General features: G+C 66.6%; 12 protein-coding genes. 6 read left to right on the top strand and 6 right to left on the bottom strand.

Annotation, left to right across the window (positions count from 1 at the left end):
• Window positions 1-159: 159 nt before the first annotated feature.
• Window positions 160-1,719 (bottom strand): PucR family transcriptional regulator, encoded by a 1,560-nt coding sequence (locus tag ABTV10_RS09910; RefSeq protein WP_499034393.1) that lies wholly within the window; start codon window positions 1,717-1,719, stop codon window positions 160-162.
• A 64-nt stretch (window positions 1,720-1,783) separates the two neighbouring features.
• The gene (locus tag ABTV10_RS09915) at window positions 1,784-3,400 is read right to left on the bottom strand and encodes a PucR family transcriptional regulator (RefSeq protein WP_499034394.1); all 1,617 of its coding nucleotides are present in this window, start codon (window positions 3,398-3,400) and stop codon (window positions 1,784-1,786) included.
• A gap of 109 nt (window positions 3,401-3,509) precedes the next feature.
• Between ABTV10_RS09915 and ABTV10_RS09920 the strand changes: the two genes are divergently transcribed.
• From ABTV10_RS09920 to ABTV10_RS09930, 3 genes are all read left to right on the top strand, one after another.
• A complete protein-coding gene (locus tag ABTV10_RS09920; RefSeq protein ID WP_499034395.1) occupies window positions 3,510-5,573 on the top strand; it encodes a hydantoinase/oxoprolinase family protein in 2,064 nt (687 codons plus the stop codon).
• Window positions 5,570-7,540 carry a hydantoinase B/oxoprolinase family protein gene (locus tag ABTV10_RS09925; protein WP_499034398.1) on the top strand — a complete coding sequence of 657 codons (1,971 nt, stop codon included), beginning with the start codon at window positions 5,570-5,572 and terminating at the stop codon, window positions 7,538-7,540. The genes ABTV10_RS09920 and ABTV10_RS09925 overlap by 4 nt, the downstream gene beginning before the upstream one ends.
• Window positions 7,541-7,734: 194 nt before the next feature.
• A complete protein-coding gene (locus ABTV10_RS09930; RefSeq protein ID WP_499034399.1) occupies window positions 7,735-9,111 on the top strand; it encodes a purine-cytosine permease family protein in 1,377 nt (458 codons plus the stop codon).
• A gap of 180 nt (window positions 9,112-9,291) precedes the next feature.
• Here the strand turns inward: ABTV10_RS09930 and ABTV10_RS09935 are convergent, their stop codons facing one another.
• Complete coding sequence (locus ABTV10_RS09935; RefSeq protein WP_499034400.1) at window positions 9,292-9,840, bottom strand: TetR/AcrR family transcriptional regulator; 549 nt, start codon at window positions 9,838-9,840, stop codon at window positions 9,292-9,294.
• 37 nt (window positions 9,841-9,877) lie between these two features.
• On the opposite strand from ABTV10_RS09935, the gene ABTV10_RS09940 reads away from it, so the two are divergent.
• Window positions 9,878-10,576: a lysophospholipid acyltransferase family protein gene (locus ABTV10_RS09940; RefSeq protein WP_499034402.1), complete on the top strand. Its 699-nt coding sequence runs from the start codon at window positions 9,878-9,880 to the stop codon at window positions 10,574-10,576.
• Between the two features lie 33 nt (window positions 10,577-10,609).
• On the opposite strand, the gene ABTV10_RS09945 is transcribed toward ABTV10_RS09940, so the two are convergent.
• A complete protein-coding gene (locus ABTV10_RS09945) occupies window positions 10,610-12,208 on the bottom strand; it encodes a Na+/H+ antiporter (RefSeq protein ID WP_499034403.1) in 1,599 nt (532 codons plus the stop codon).
• 65 nt (window positions 12,209-12,273) lie between these two features.
• Here ABTV10_RS09945 and ABTV10_RS09950 point away from each other — a divergent pair, with 65 nt between their 5' ends.
• Window positions 12,274-12,603, top strand: coding sequence for a UBP-type zinc finger domain-containing protein (locus tag ABTV10_RS09950; protein WP_499034404.1), 330 nt, complete (start codon window positions 12,274-12,276; stop codon window positions 12,601-12,603).
• A 28-nt stretch (window positions 12,604-12,631) separates the two neighbouring features.
• Here ABTV10_RS09950 and ABTV10_RS09955 read toward each other — a convergent pair whose 3' ends face one another.
• A complete protein-coding gene (locus ABTV10_RS09955; protein ID WP_499034406.1) occupies window positions 12,632-13,240 on the bottom strand; it encodes a TetR/AcrR family transcriptional regulator in 609 nt (202 codons plus the stop codon).
• A gap of 106 nt (window positions 13,241-13,346) precedes the next feature.
• Here ABTV10_RS09955 and ABTV10_RS09960 point away from each other — a divergent pair, with 106 nt between their 5' ends.
• Window positions 13,347-14,846: an MFS transporter gene (locus ABTV10_RS09960; RefSeq protein ID WP_499034408.1), complete on the top strand. Its 1,500-nt coding sequence runs from the start codon at window positions 13,347-13,349 to the stop codon at window positions 14,844-14,846.
• A 48-nt stretch (window positions 14,847-14,894) separates the two neighbouring features.
• Here the strand turns inward: ABTV10_RS09960 and ABTV10_RS09965 are convergent, their stop codons facing one another.
• The gene (locus tag ABTV10_RS09965) at window positions 14,895-15,854 is read right to left on the bottom strand and encodes an NAD(P)H-dependent flavin oxidoreductase (RefSeq protein ID WP_499034409.1); all 960 of its coding nucleotides are present in this window, start codon (window positions 15,852-15,854) and stop codon (window positions 14,895-14,897) included.
• Window positions 15,855-15,862 lie beyond the last annotated feature (8 nt).

Below are 15,862 nucleotides of genomic sequence, written 5' to 3' on the forward strand. Positions count from 1 at the left end.
GGGCCGGCCGGACGTCATTCTCCGGTGGTCGTCACCGCGCGTGGTGCTCGTCGCAGCAGCGACGGGCACCACGCGCCGTAGTCGAACGTAGACGTCAGCTCGAAAGGTGTTGATCCGGAGGGCGATTCGGCGACCCGTCCGATCACGACGGGTCGTGTCTCAATGCCGGTCGTCCAGCGTCCCGAGCAGCTCCCGGGCGGTGACGGCGATCCACAATTCGGCACGCACGTGGGCGGAATCGAGGTCCCGGCCGGTCAGTTCGACCACCTTGTTCAGTCGGTTTCGCATCGTGTGGCGGTGAATGCCGAGCGCTGCCGCTGCGACTTCGGTCTGCCCGTTGTGCTCGAGGAAGGCGGCGACCGTGGCGACCAGGCCGCTGGTGGGCGAGTGAGCGTTGTCGTAGTCGTCGAGCACGCCGAGCATCGAATGAGAGATGGCCTGCAGTTCTTCGGTGCTCTGGGAACCGAGGAGCAGGGAGAATGTCCCCAGCTCGGCGAAATCGACGAACCTCTTGTCCTGCAGTCCGCCCGCGCGGGCTGCGACGGCTGCTTGCTTCACGCTGCGTGCTGCCGCGAACACCGTCGCGGGAAGTCCGAGGCCACCTCCGATGGATCGCTGCAGTTGAGCCCCCAACTGCTGATGAAGACGCGTACCGATCTCCGCCGACGCCTCCGCGGGAACGATGACCACGATCCCAGATTCCGTCGCTGTCATGAGGTACGGGGTGGCGTCGGCGCCGAGGATGTTCGTGGTGTGGCGTTCAGCGGCCAGAAGTGGGCCCAGGTCGGTCAGGATGACGGCCGCGACCTGTGTTTCGGGCTCGAAGCCGAAGAACCGCAACAGGCTGACGTCGACATGCTCTCCCAACGTAAGCAGCGCCTGGGTGACGGCCGCACGCAATCGGTGTTCGGCGTCGACGACCTTGGCCGGCTTGCTGAGTTCGATGGAGATCAGTGACACCGCATGGGCCACGAGTAGTCGCTCGGACGGCGCCAGAGGTTCACGTGAATTGACCGCAAGATATCCATGCAGGTCTTGCGCGGCGGAGATGCTCTGAATTGTGCAGTTTCCGTGATCACCGGCGATGACCTTGCTGGTTGAGCGTCGGCGACCGGCCCCTGACCCGGCGGCATCTGCCACCGAGCGGGCGAGGGTGACGGCGTGCGCAGAGTCCGTACCCTGCACTGCGAGGATGCGCTGGTCGGTGTCAATCACGGCCACCGACGAAGACAACGCACGTCCGAGCGCCGAGACCACTGCGGGGATGCCACCGCGCAGCGTCGCCCGGACGAGGGTCTCTTGGTGGTCGACTACCTTCTGCACGGCACGGATCTGGTCGGCGGTCAGTTCGTCGATCACGGCGCGGGTGATGGCGATGAAAGGGGTCGACGCAGGGACCGAGAGGATCGGCAGCCCTAGTGCGTCGCCCGCGGTGCGAATGCCGTCGGGGACTCTCTCGAACGTTGTGCCCGTGTCGAACGCGAGGGCTGCGGCGCCGGCCTGCACGAGAGAAGAAACATAGCTGTACTGTTCGCCCGCGCTCGTACCGATCTTCAATCCGGTGGTCATGACGAGTTCGCCTCCGGACAGCCATGGGGTCGGATCGACGAGCTCGATCGCATGTGCCCAATCGATGACCCGATCAGCGCCGTCGAGTCCTGCTACCAGTGACAAGCCAAGGTCGCCGATCTGAGTCAGCCGGCGAACAGTAATCGCCACTTTCGCCCTCCCGCAGTTTTCCGGTCAGTGTATTTCGGCCGCCCGCAGCCGGCCGATGCGGACGTCATTCGGCACGGGAGGGAGTGAAGATCGGGGACCCCGGCTGGGCTTGTGCGGCATCGCGGGGAGCAGAGTTCAGGTTCTCGAGGCTCAGATGAATCTCCGTGATCGCCGCAGGTGAGCGCAATGACGTGTGCAGGGCCTCTTCGATTCGCTTGATCCGATAGCGCACCGTGTTCGGGTGCAAGGCACACTGCTTGGCCGTGGACATGACGTCGAGGTCGTTCGCGAAGTAGTCACGCAGGAATTCCAGGAGTTCGGGATGGTCCTCGACGAGGGGCGTCAATTGGCCGGCGGCCTTGCGTGCGGTCGTTGCTTGATCGCGACCTGCCAGGAGCCAATCGCTGATCCCGACATCTTCGAATCGGATGGCCGTGGACTTGACGCGTGTCGCGGCCCGGCGTGCACACTGCGCATCACGTAGCCGCTCCGGTCCGGTATGGATGTCGTCGAACGGCCCGCTGAATCCACAGACCACGCCCTCTCGCAGGTTTTGGATCCACGAATCGACCGAGTTGCTTTCGGCCGGAACGATGCCGAGCAGTTCCTGTTCGCCCTGGGCAAGGAGAAGGGGCAGGCGTGAATCGTGCGCAAGGTCGACGACATCCTGTTCGACGGCGTCGAGCAGTCTGTCCGAGCGGAAGGTCCATCGTCCGCCGTCGTAGGTTCTCGGTGCGGCGAGGGAGACCATGCGGAGCTTCGGTCGTCGACCGAACTGCAGCATCTCCAATCTGTCGAGGACGGACTCGGGATCGGGGACTTCGCCGGACACCAGAGCCCGGACCAGTGCAGCTCGAATCGCCCGGTTCTCGGTCGTGGCCCTGTGGCGCGCACGTTCGATGGTGTTGAGCAGTCGCAGTGCCACCTCGACTGCTGGAGCCGCGAGGGGGTCCGGAATTTCGTGGCGCCTGGAGGCGACCGCCAACCAGTAATTGTGTCCGCCAGGGGAGATGGACTGGGCGCTGACCATCCATCGGCCGACGCGGAATCGAAGACGTCCGGTCCGCCCGCGTAGCTGAGCGCGGACCAGGTGCAGGGGTGCTTCGCCGGCGGAGGCGACCACGTCTCCGACTTCGCTGTAGAGCACGACGCTGCTGCGTAGCAGCTCCGCCAACCGTCCGACGAGGTCTGCTTCAGGCGCCGGGGACGCCATCGCTTCGAGTAAATGGTTCTGCATCTGCAGCGTGCGCCGCAGAACCATGGAGTCGGTCGTGCGCGTAGCGGCCGCGACTCGGCCGACCACGTCCATGAACCGCACGTGCGCTGGTACGGAAATGACGGCGAAGTGATGGCGATTCGCCTCGTCGACGAGGGCGCGCGGCACCTGCTCGGTGACGACCCCGACGCCGTAGCCGAGGGCAGACACACCGGCGGCGACCAGCTCGCGGACAAGTTCGCGCTGAGCGAGGGCGGCCTTCTCCTGCCCGGCGAAACGGGTGCCCGTGGTGAGCATGAGGGTGTGCGGTTCGAGCCACCGCGCCGGCGCTTCGATCTCGATCGGGTGTGCGCTCACCAGCGGCACGTTCGGGTCGCAGTCGCTCTCGAGAGTCAGTCCGAGGTCCTGCTCGAGCAGGAGGTCGACCAGGCGGAAATGGTCCGCTTCCATAGGGGTGCCACTCACGCTCGGATGTTAACAACTCCAACAGTTTTCGCCTATGGTTTCACTTTCTCCAATTGATCGGCCTTCTGGCTGGACACATACTTGCCGCACCCGAATGAGGAGTATGGCCTTGATCACACCTAATCCCGACCGAAACCTCCGAGTCGCCGTCGACGTCGGTGGAACCTTCACCGACGTCTGCATCTTCGACTCCCGTGCCTCGACCACCCGCGTGGCAAAGGTGCCTTCGACCCCGCACGACCCCATGGAGGCCGTCGTCGAGGGTGTTCGTAGTGCCGGCGTCGACCTCGCTGAGGTCGCACTGTTCTCCCACGGCACGACGGTGGCCACGAACGCACTCATCACCAGGGAGTTCCCTGCTGCGGCGCTCGTGACGACCCGCGGGTTCCGTGACGTCCTCGAGATCCGCGATGGCACCAAAGATGAGCTGTGGGACGCGTACCAGGACGTTGGCACCCCCTACATTCGCCGCCGCGATCGGTACGAGGTCACCGAACGCATCGACTACGCGGGCGAGATCATCACGCCGCTCGACGAGGCGGGCGCCCGCGAGGTCGCGCGCATCCTGCGGCGCAAGCAGATCCAGACCGTTGCCGTGTGCTTCATGAACTCCTATGTCAACCGCGCGCACGAGCAGCGCATGCGGGAGATCCTCGAAGAGGAACTGCCCGGTGTGAGCGTGTCGACGTCGAGCGAGATCCTCCCGGAGATCTTCGAGTACGACCGTGCGTCGACGACGGTGGCCAACGCGGTGCTCGCGCCCCTCGTCAGCGGCTACGTCAACCGGCTCGAGGAGCAGCTCCGCGTCGACGGCTACGACGGTGATCTGCTGCTCCTGCACTCCGGCGGCGGATCGATGACGCCGACCATGGTCGAGCGATACCCGGTCCGGCTCGCCGCTTCCGGCATCGCCGCCGGCGCGATTGCCGTCGCCGACATCGCCAACCGATGTGGATATCCCAACGCCATCGGCCTGGACATGGGCGGAACCAGCACCGACATCTCCCTCGTCTACGACGGTGAGGTTCGGACGACCAAGCAGTGGCAGGTCGAGTACGGCTTCCCGATCTCGTTCCCCAGCATCGAAGTGCTGACCATCGGCGCCGGCGGCGGGTCGCTGGCCTGGATCGACGAGGCAGGTTCGCTGCGCAACGGCCCCACCTCGGCCGGAGCCGCTCCCGGACCCGCCTGCTACGGATGGGGCGGAACCGAGCCCACCAACACCGACGCCAACCTCGTCCTGGGACGCTTGGGGTCGGCATTGGTCGGCGGTGGCCTGAACCTCGACGCCGAGGCCGCCGAGAAGGCGATCCGGCGGGCGATCGCCGATCGACTCGATGTCGACACCGACACCGCGGCCAGCGACATCATTCAGGTCGCCAACGCCAACATGGCCGACGCGGTCCGACTGCTGTCGATCCGCCGCGGTTACGACCCCCGCGACTTCGTTCTCGTCGTCTGCGGTGGTGCGGGCGCGCTGCACGGCGCCGCGCTGGCCAAGGAACTGAACATTCCCACCGTCGTCGTGCCCCCGCATCCCGGTATCACCTCTGCGCAGGGGTGCCTGCTCGTCGACATCAGGCACGACCTGTCCGCGATGTTCCAGGGACTGGTCACCGATGTCGACACGGCGGAGTTGGAGCGAGAGTTCGTCAGGCTCGAGCGCGAAGGGCTGCAGCGTCTCGAGCACGAGGGAGTTCCCGCCGACCGGATGGTGCTCGACCGCAGCATCAGCATGCGTTACGCCGGACAGTGGCGGTCGCTGACCGTCACGGCCGGCAGCGGCGAAGGATTCCTGGCCGAGGCAGTGGAGCGCTTCCACGAGGAACACGAGCGGGACTACTCGTTCCGCCGCGACGACACACCCGTCGAGATCTATCAGATCGGGTTGCGCGCGATCGGCACCACGCCGAAGCCGCAGTTCCCCCAGCACACGGTGCAGACGACCGAGGCGCCGGTGCCGAGCATGCACCGCTCGGTCTTCTTCGACGAACTCGGCGAACGCGTCGCCACCCCGGTGTTCGACCGGGACTGCCTGCGATACGGCGCCCGGATCGAGGGTCCCGCCATCATCTCCCAGCTCGATTCGACCACCGTGGTGCCGCCGAGCACGACGGCGGTGATCGATGAATGGGCCAACATCCGCATCAACATCTCGCAGGAGGCCAAGTGAGTACCTCATCGACGCTCGACCGCACGCTCGACCCCGTCACGTTCGAGGTGCTGAAGAACGCCTTCGTCACTTCCGTCGACCTGATGTCCGAGCAGATCCTGCGGACGTGCTATTCGTTCGTCATCTACTCCCGCGACTTCTCCTCCGCCCTGTGTGATGCCGAGGGCAATACCGTCATGCAGGGCAGCCAGGACATCGCCGTCCACGTGGGAACGCTGCACTTCCAGTGCAAGGCAGTCCTCGAGGAATTCGGTGACGACATCAATCCGGGTGACGTTTTCGCCATCAACGATCCCTACCGTGGCGGCACGCACCTCAACGACGTCAGCTTCATCCGGCCGATCTTCGCCGACGGTGTCCTGATCGCGTTCGCTCAGAACAAGGGCCACTGGGCCGATGTCGGTGGCAGCGTGCCGGGATCGTTCGACGTGACCGCCACCGAGCACTTCGCCGAGGGTCTGCGCATCACCCCGGTGCGGTTGTGGCACGAGGGTCGGTTCCTCGCCGACGTCGCCAAGCTCCTCGTGGCGAACACGCGATCACCCGAGATCAGCATGGGAGATCTGCACGCGCAGGCGGAAGCCACCGGAGTGTGCGAACGCGAACTCCACCGTCTGGTCGCCAAGTACGGCCGGGGCACCGTGACCGCAGCCATGCAGCAGGTGCAGGACTACGTGGAACGCATTGTGCGCCAGCGGGTCGCGTCGCTGCCCGACGGCACCTGGGCCACTGAAGACTTCCTGGACTCCGATCCCGCGAAACCTGAAGGCCTGGTTCCTATCCGGGTGACGATGACCATCGAGGGCGACCAGCTCAGCTACGATCTCAGCGGCAGCGCCCCCGCGGTGGCCAGCTTCCTCAACTGCGGGTACGGCACCGCCTTCTCCGGGATCGTGGCAGGAACGAAGACCTTCTTCCCGGACGTCCCGCTCAACTCTGGTCTCTACAACGCCATTACGACCGAGCTGGGGCCTGAGGGAACCGTCGTCAACGCGGGTTGGCCCCATGCTGTCACCGGATTCTGCTCCGGCCCCTACGAGAAGATCATGAACGCGATCTTCGAGTTGTGGTCGAAGATCGTGCCCGAACGGGCCATCGCGTGCTCGTTCAACCTCGAGTACCTCCTCATCGGCGGCCGGGACGCCCGAGAGTCCGAACGCCCGTTCTTCATGTGGTACGACTGGATGGCCGGCGGATGGGGTGGCCGCAGCACCAAGGACGGCGCCACTGCCACGGCCCCAGTGTTCGGTGTGGGTTTGGCCGTGCAGCCCTGCGAAGGGCAGGAACGTCTCACCCCGGTCCTGACCAGTGAACATTCGATCATCACGGACTCCGGTGGTCCCGGAACCCATCGTGGGGGATGTGGGCTGTCCAAGGGCGGTGTGCTCACCGACTGCGACAACACGGTGATGTCGTACTGTTGCGACCGTGCCCGATCGCTGACGTGGGGCATCGAGGGTGGACTGCCGTCCATTCCGCATGGCGTCTGGCTCAACCGCGGCACCCCGGACGAGCAATTCCTCGGCTCGGTTTTCTCCAACGTCACTGTCCAGTCCGGCGACTCGTTCGAGAGGCCCTCCGCCGGCGGTGGTGGCTACGGGGACCCACTCGAACGCGATCCCGCGGACGTGGTCGACGACGTCATCGACGGCTACGTCTCCGTCGAGCGGGCCGCACTCGACTACGGGGTCGTCATCGACGCCGTCGATCCGGAGATCGACCATTTCGTCGTGGACGAGAGCAAGACCAGGCAACTTCGCAAGAGCATTCGGAAGTCACGCCGAGACTGGCTGACCACCGACCCTGCCGAAATCGCCGAGCGCTACCGAAACGGCGAACTCGACATGCTCGACCTCATCCGCCGCTACGGAGTCATCGTCGACTGGGGGACCGGGGAACTGTTGCCCACCACCACAACCCAGTTCCGTGAGCTCCTCCGGACTCGGGCCGCGCAGCACTGGAACTGATTCGACCCAGGCGCCTTGGCGAGTCCTCGACCTCGCCAAGGCGCCACCACAAGCGCGGCGGCGTCCAGTGCCTTCGACGCGAATTTCACCGCCCTATAGCGCCCCGTCTTCTCTCCCGCATTTCTCCTCGGCCGACACGCCGGGAGACACGTCTCTACCTCGCTGGTACTCGTTCACAAGCAGAGAGATACCCCATGTCCAAGCACGATATTGCGGCTCCGATCCTCACCGAATCCGCCGTCGAATCTGCCCTTCCCGAATCTCGGCGCGTGTCCCGATGGTCGCTGACAATGGCGTGGTGGGCCATGTTCAGCGCCATGTTCTGGCTCTACGTCGCGTCCGCCTCCGCCGATGCCGTGGGCGTGCCGAACACCGTCATCGGGATGGCTCTGTCGATCCTCACCTACGGGATCATCAATCAGGTGCTCTCCCGGTACGCGGCACGAACCGGCCTGTCGGTCGAATCGTTGTCCCGCACGATGTTCGGGGCTGTCGGATCCATCCTCGCCCCTCTGGTGTTCGCAGCGACCGCCCTCTACTTCGGTGTCTTCGAAGGCTCCATCGTCGCCGTAGCGCTCCAGGACTACTTCGGTGGAGACCTGCGTGTCTGGTACCTGGTGTGCGTGGTCTACATGATTCCGCTCGTCATCGGCGGGGTCGCAACCTGGTTGGACAAGATCAACGGCATTCTTCTGCCCTTCTACGTCGTCGGTTTGGTCGCGATCGTCGTCGGCGCGACGATCAAGCAGGGATACCCCAGTGGATGGCTCGATTCCGTATCGACGACCGGCCCCCTCCCGGGCTGGATGACCTCATTCCTGATCTACATGGGGGTGTGGGTCATGATGATGTACACCTTCGACTACGCCCGCCTCGGTAAGCCGCGCGACGCAAAGTTCCACGGCACGGTGACCTTCGGGTGGGTGTTCTACCTGTTCACCTTCGGCGCGAACGGTCTGATCGGCATCTACCTGCTGAGCAGCTGGGGCATCGCGAGCAGTGAAACCGGCGTCGTCGACGCCGTGATCAAGTCTCTCGGAATCGCCGGCGTCCTGCTGATCCTTGTCTCGCAAACCCGCATCAACACGGCCAACTACTACCTCGCCTCGAGCAACCTGCAGGTACTCGCCGACCGTGCATTCGGACGAGCCACGCCGCGAACGGTGTGGGTGCTGGTGGCCGGTGTCCTCGCCTACCTCTTCATGCTCACCGACGTCCTGGGATATCTGCTGACGGCTCTCGCGTGGCAAGGAGTTCTGGTCACCGCATGGGTGGCTATCGCACTGGTCCACATCGCTCTCCGCAACCGGGACGACGAGGAAGCGGCCACCCGGATGATAAGCGGCGGGGCGGTGGCATGGTTGCTGGCGTCCGCCGTCGGCATCGCGGCAACGGTGCAAAGCGCGTACCCGGTGATCTCCCAGCTCGCACCGATAATCACGGTGGTGCTGGCGGCGGGTTCGTACGGGTTGGTGCGCACCTCGCGACTCCGCGGGGGCCTGCCCCGGTCGGATCGGGGCGGACTGGACACTCGCAACTGGCCGACCGATGAGGAACCGCAGTCCGTCTGAACCGATCTCGACATTCGTGCCGCCGTTCACCTGGTTGCTGCGTTCCTCGGAAACCGCTGGCGCCCAAGGGCTCGGCTTGCGGTCGACAGCAACTCCGACCCGGTCGCGTCCTGCTCGACGACCACTGCGGTGGTCGGACGCAGAAGCGCGGCCGGGTAGGGAAGCTTCCTCGCCTGAGGCTCAACCCACACTGTTTCGCACGACGCGCTCGATCAGTTCGACCTCGTCCACTCCGGAGGTGGCGAGTCCGAGTGATCCGGTGGACGCGAGCACAGCGATGCCATGGATTCCGACCCACAGCGCGGCTGCGCTGCCCTCGGGGTCGCGTGCGCCGGTGGACTGCTCGACCACCGTCACCAACCATCGGAACAGTGGGCGGGACACGTTTCGCAGCTCCGCGCCGGACCCTGCGAGCAGGTCGTGACGGAAGATCAGAGTGAACATCGCCGGACGGCGACACGCGAAATCCACATAGGTGGTGGCCACCGACGCGAGCCGGTTCTCGGGCTGTTCGGCCGCGGCGACCAGTGCTGTGGAGAGATCCTGCAACCCCACCTCTGCGATGGCAGCGAGGAGGCTGCGGTGCGTGGGGAACCACCGGCGCGGCGCCCCGTGGGATACCCCCGCGCGCCGCGCGATCTCCCGCAGTCCGATGTCTGCCGAGTCGCCCTCCTCGAGCAGCTCGACGCCGGCTCGCACCAGTGCCGACCTCGTATCTTGACCTGTCACGTAGACAGTGTCTCCCATCGTGGGGTAGACACTGTCTATGCCCCTCTGGATTCGCTGCTTCCACCGGTTGTGCCGACATGTGCTGATCGGACCCGCCCTCTACCTGTGGGGGCGTCCGAGAATCGTGGGGCGACACAACATTCCCCGACGCGGGCCGGTCGTCGTGGCGGCCAATCACCTGGCGGTACTCGACTCGTTCTATCTGACGCTGGCGGTCCGGCGGCAGGTCAGCTTTCTCGCGAAGCGTGAGTACTTCGATCGCGCAGGAGTGACCGGCCGACTCCAGCGATGGTTCTTCTCCGCCGTGGGGCAGATACCGGTCGATCGACGAGGAGGCGCAAGGGCCTCGTCAGCGCTCGAGACCGCGGCTCGAATCGTCGAGCGGGGCGGGGTCTGGGGGATTCATCCGGAAGGGACGCGCTCGCCCGACGGTCGTCTCTACCGCGGGCGGACGGGGGCCGTCCGCGTCGCGCTGGACGCCGAGGTCCCCCTCGTGCCGGTGGCGATCATGGGAACCCGACGGCCGGATCGCGCCGTCCCGTGGTGGCGGCGCAGGGTCGTCGTCGAGATCCTCGAGCCGCTCGATCTGACACCGTTTCGGAACGATGGGGTGGCCGGCGTCCGCGCGGCGACCGATGCCTTGATGCTCACGATCGGAGCGCGCACCGGACAGCAGTATGTCGACGAGTACGCGAAAGCGTGGCAGATGCCGGTCGACCGGCCGGATGCGGCCTGACGACCGATGTCGGGCCGTTGCGAACACTCGCTTCTACGCCCGGTTCAGGGTGGCCTCCTCGAGGTCGAGTTCGCGCAGCACCTGGCGCAGCACCTCGTCGTCGATCCGTCCGTTGTCGCGCTCCGCGATGAAGACGCCGCGCTCCGTCGCCAGCATCTGCAGACGCAGTGCGCGGAACGCGGCGGACGGGCTCTCGCCCAACTCGGCCTCACTGCGCCCGAGCCGCTCCCATGCCGCGTGGGCGCGGTGCTCGCTCCAGGTACGCAGGATCTCCGCGGCCCGCTCCCGGACGGCGGCGGAATCGCCGTCGGCGTTCGCGACCAGGCTGTCGAGCAGCTCCGTTGCAGCGCGCGCGGCCTTGTCTTGGGCGGCGGCCAGCGCTACCGCGTCGGTGCGGCGTTCTTCCTCGTTGTCGACACCGAGCCGGATGATGAGCCACGGAAGCGTCAACCCGTGCAGGAGGAGGGTGCCGACCACGACAGCGAAGGTGATGAACAGGATCAGGTCACGCTCGGGGAAGGGGGCGCCCGAACCGACGGTCAGCGGAATCGCGAAGGCTGCTGCCAGCGAGACGACGCCGCGCATGCCGGACCACGCGACCACGAACAACCCGCGGGGGCTCGGTGCCGGCTCCCGTTCACGGATCCGCGCAGAAAACAGCCGCGGAAGGTAGGTCGCGGGGTAGACCCACACCAGCCGGACTGCGATCACAGCGACGAGTACAGCGACGGAGGCGCCGACGACTTCGGCCACGCTGCGGCCGTGGAGCCCCTGGACGACGCTCGGCAGCTGCAGCCCGATCAGCAGGAACACGAACGACTCGAGGACCACATCGACGGCTTTCCACACCGCGGTGTCCTGCAGGCGGGTCGCGTATCCGGCGCGCGTCGACCGCTGGCCGAGATACAGGCCGGCGACGACGACCGCGATCACTCCGGAACTGTGTATCTCCTCGGCCGCCAGGTATGCGACGAACGGGACCACCAGTCCGATCGCGCTCTCCATCACCGGATCCGAGAGTCGAGAACGAATCGCCTCGACGACGATCCCCACGCCGATGCCGATCAGGGTGCCGCCGATCGCGGCACCGAGGAAGGTGCGCATCCCCTCCATCAGCGTCACGCCGGTGCCGACCGCCGCAGCCAGTGCGACCCGGTACGCGGTGAGCGCGGTCGCGTCGTTGAGCAGGCTCTCCCCGCCGAGCAGTGTCATGATCCGTCGGGGCAGGCCGAGGCGCCGTCCGATCGCGCTGGCGGACACCGCATCCGGCGGGGCCACGACCGCCCCCAGTACGAGTGCGGCGGCGAGGGGAAACTCCGGAATCGCGAGGTATGCGACGATCCCCACGACGGCGGTGGTGGCCAGCGGCAGCCCGACGGCGAGCAGTCCGATAGCGCGCGCATTGCGGCGCATCGCGAGCGAGGAACTGTCGAGCGCGGCCGAGTAGAGCAGCGGCGGCAGTACCGCGTACAGCACGAGATCGGGATCGAGCGCGGTATCGGGCAGTCCGGGGATCTGCGACCCCAGGAGTCCGACTGGGACCAGCAGCAGCGGCGCCGACCAGTTCACGCGCCGCGCGACGGCGGCGGTGAGCAGCGCCGCCACTGCGACGGCCAGCAGAGCCACGTTCACGGCGGTTCTCCGTCCGGCGTTCGGTATGTGGATATCGTTCCCTGAAGCATGCAGGATGGGGGGCGATGAAGAGAGCACTCCGGCGTGCGGCCGAGCGCATCCGCATCGGATCTCCGGGTCCGATTGCAGCCGAGTCGTGCGACGAACTGGTGGCAGCCACCGGACCGGACCCCGCGCCGCGCACGCCCGGCCTCTGCGAGGAATGCGGGGCGCTCGGCGAACGGAATTGGGCGCATCTGCGGATGTGCCTCACCTGCGGGCACGTCGGATGCTGCGACTCGAGCCCGCACCGGCACGCGACCGCGCACTTCGAGCAGACGGGGCACCCCGTCATGCGATCGCACGAACCGGGCGAGACGTGGCGTTGGTGCTACCGGCACGCCGAAATGGGCTGACTCGGGACGCCGCCGGTCGCTTCCGGGGTCAGTCCGCGTCGGCGGCGGCGGCCAGGCTGTTGCCGAAGGCGCAGACCGAGAGTTCGGCGAGCGCGGGGTCGTGGTCGGCATTCTGCGGTGCCTCCATGGCGAGGAGGGTGTTGAGCAGCATGCCGTTGGCGATGAAGGTGCGGGCGTGCTCCGGCGTGCATCCCGTCCGGGTGCGGATCTGCGTGTAGATCTTCGACATCCAGTCGCGCGCCTGCGCGCCGATCTCGGGCATCGAGCCGGCAGCGAAGCCGTGCATCATCACCAGCAGCAGGTCTCGGTCGGCGAGCAGTTCGGTGTACGCCGCGCCCATCTGCGCCCAGAGTTCTTCGTTCTCAGGGTCCGCGGCGACCTTGTCGAGTGCGGGTTCGAAGGCGTCCATGATCCGGCCCACCGCGTGCGCGAAGGCCTCGCGGAACAGGTTCGCCTTCGATCCGAACATCCGCACCACGTAGGGCTGTGAGACTCCGGCCTCCTTCGCGACGGCGTCGGTGCTGGTGCCGTGGAATCCGCCTCGGGCAAACGCCTTGGTCGCGGCGGCGAGGACGAGTTCGCGGCGAGCCTCCGCGCTCATCCGGGTCTGCTTCTCCGTTTTTTCTGCCGTCGACATGTTGACAGGTTATCACTTGATAACTAACGTCGGTCGACATAAGTAATCATCCGATGCTTACAAGTGGGTATTTCCCGACATTTCCGTCCCCAGGCCAGGAGCCGACATGACGACCCTCACCGATCAACTCGATCCGCGATCTTCCGCAGAGAGTTCCGGGGTGCCGCCCGGGCGCACCGTTCCCGTCTGGTTGGCCATCGTGGCCGCCTCCATCCCCATGTTCATGGCCACGCTCGACAACCTCGTGATGACCAGCGCGCTGCCCGTCATCCGGGACGATCTGAACGCGTCGGTCGGGCAGTTGCAGTGGTTCATGAACGCCTACACGCTCGCGTTCGCGACGCTCATGCTGTCGTTGTCCACGCTCGGCGACCGGCTCGGTCGCCGACGCGTATTCCTTTGGGGAATAGCGATATTCACGGCTGCGTCGATCGCGTCCGCGCTGTCGACCACCCCCGGCATGCTCATCGGTGCCCGGGCAATCCAGGGCGTGGGCGCGGCGGCGATCATGCCGCTCTCGTTGACATTGCTCGCGGGCGCCGTCCCGGTCGCGAAACGTGCCCTGGCGATCGGTGTCTGGGGCGGCGTGTCCGGTCTCGGTGTCGCGCTCGGACCGGTGGTCGGCGGTGCGGTGGTCGACGGCGTGTCGTGGCAGGCGGTGTTCTGGCTCAACGTGCCCGTGGCGGCCCTGGCAGTGCCGTTGGTGTTGTATGCATTGCGTGAATCCACCGGACTGCGTCAGCCGCTCGATCCCATGGGTGTGCTCTTCTCCGGCGGCGCCGTCTTCCTCGGCGTGTGGGGCATCGTGCACGGCAACGACGACGGATGGACCAGTGTCTCCGTGCTCGGTGCGCTGGTGGCCGCGGTGGCGCTGCTGGTCGCGTTCCTCGTCCGCGAGTCGCGCGCCGAGTTCCCGGTGATGCCGCTGCGACTGTTCCGGTCCCGGCAGTTCTCACTCGCCAACGTCATCGCGCTCACGTTCACGCTCGGCATGATGGGCGCGGTGTTCCTGCTCTCGCAGTACCTGCAGATCGTGTCCGGGTACAGCCCGTTCGCGGCGGGCGTGCGGACTCTGCCGTGGACGGCGGCGCCGATGATCGTCGCGCCCATCGCCGGAATGCTCGCCCCACGGGTGGGACTGCGGGCGCTGCTCGTGAGCGGTCTGGTGCTGCAGGGACTTTCGCTGGTGTGGATGGCGTCGCTCATCCAGCCCGGCGTGCAGTACTCGAGCCTCGTCCCGTCGTTCGTGATGGCCGGTGTCGGAATGGGATTGACGTTCGCACCCAACGCGACCGCGGTGCTGGCCGACATGAAGGAGGCCGACCACGCGACGGCCAGCTCGATCAATGCGACGTTGCGGGAGATCGGTGTTGCGCTCGGTATCGCCCTGCTGACGGCGGTGTTCCTCGGCGCGGGTGGCAGCCTCACGCCGACCGGGTACACGGACGCGCTGGCGCCGGCGCTGTACGTGGGGGCCGGGTTCGTGGCGGTGGCGGTCGCCGCGGCAGCACTGATGCCACCGCGGCGAGCCGCGCAGAGTGAACCGCGGCGAGCCGCGCAGAGTGAACCGCGGCGAGCCGCGTCGACTGTCGGTCGCCGTTCCTGACATCGTTCCGGTCGGGGCCGAGGTCTTCGGAAGACCTCGGCCCCGATCTCAGCGGGCGTTGCTCATGCGGTCCGACATCCGGCGCAGCGCCGTGTCGTACTCCTTCTCGATGCGGTCGACGATGGTGCTCACCGGTTCGACGGCGCGAATGGTCTGCAGACCCTGACCGGCGGCCCAGACGTCCTTCCACCGCTTGAGCGAAGCGGTGCCGGCGGTGTAGTTCTTCTCGCCGGCCGGCGGTTCGAGATTGTCGGGGTCCAGGCCGCATGCAATCAGGCTGGGCTTGAGCCACGACGCCGGGGTTCCGGTGATCGCGGGGCTCACTACGAGGTCGTCCGGTCCGTGGTCGACGACCATCTGCTTGTAGGCGCCTTCGGCCATGCTTTCCGCTGCGGCGAGGAACCTGGTGCCCATGTACACCAGGTCGGCGCCCGCGGTGATCGCGCCCGCGACCCCGTACCCGTCGCTGATGCCGCCGCCGATGATGACCATCCCGTCGAAGAATTCGCGGACGGCCGAGGTGAAGGCGAACGGGGAGAGGTGACCGGTATGGCCGCCGGCGCCGGCCGAGACGCAGGCCATGCCGTCGGCGCCCGCCTCCGCTGCCTTCCTGGCGAGTTTCATGCTCACGACGTCCGCGATGACGGTGCCGCCGTACCCCTTGACGACGTCCATGACGGGCCGGGGTGAGCCGAGGGCCGTGATGACAATCTGGGGCTTGTACTCGGCGATCAGGCGAAGGTCCTCGGCCAACCGTGCGTTGCTGCTGTGGGTGATGAGGTTCGCCGCCCAGGGGCCGGTGGCGTGCGCGGCATCGTTGCCGCGCAGGCCGTCGGTGATCGTGCCCATCCAGGTGTCGAGATCGTCGACGGTGCGGCAGTTCTGGGTCGGGAAGGATCCGACGATGCCCGATCGGCACGCTTCGACCACGAGGTCCGGGCCGGAGACCAGGAACATCGGCGCGGCGACGACGGGGAGGCGGAGGGAGTCGAGGGGGGGATTGGTCATGGTGTCCT

The sequence above is a fragment of the Paraburkholderia sp. RHO2 genome, assembly GCF_050955445.1.
GTDB lineage: Bacteria > Actinomycetota > Actinomycetes > Mycobacteriales > Mycobacteriaceae > Prescottella > Prescottella agglutinans_A.

Excerpts from the sequence above, each read along its gene's own strand:
- ABTV10_RS09930 (WP_499034399.1), top strand. The coding sequence starts at position 7,735 with ATGTCCAAGCACGATATTGCGGCTCCGATCCTCACCGAATCCGCCGTC.
- ABTV10_RS09940 (WP_499034402.1), top strand. The coding sequence starts at position 9,878 with ATGCCCCTCTGGATTCGCTGCTTCCACCGGTTGTGCCGACATGTGCTG.
- ABTV10_RS09950 (WP_499034404.1), top strand. The coding sequence starts at position 12,274 with ATGAAGAGAGCACTCCGGCGTGCGGCCGAGCGCATCCGCATCGGATCT.
- ABTV10_RS09955 (WP_499034406.1), bottom strand. The coding sequence starts at position 13,240 with ATGTCGACGGCAGAAAAAACGGAGAAGCAGACCCGGATGAGCGCGGAG.
- ABTV10_RS09960 (WP_499034408.1), top strand. The coding sequence starts at position 13,347 with ATGACGACCCTCACCGATCAACTCGATCCGCGATCTTCCGCAGAGAGT.
- ABTV10_RS09965 (WP_499034409.1), bottom strand. The coding sequence starts at position 15,854 with ATGACCAATCCCCCCCTCGACTCCCTCCGCCTCCCCGTCGTCGCCGCG.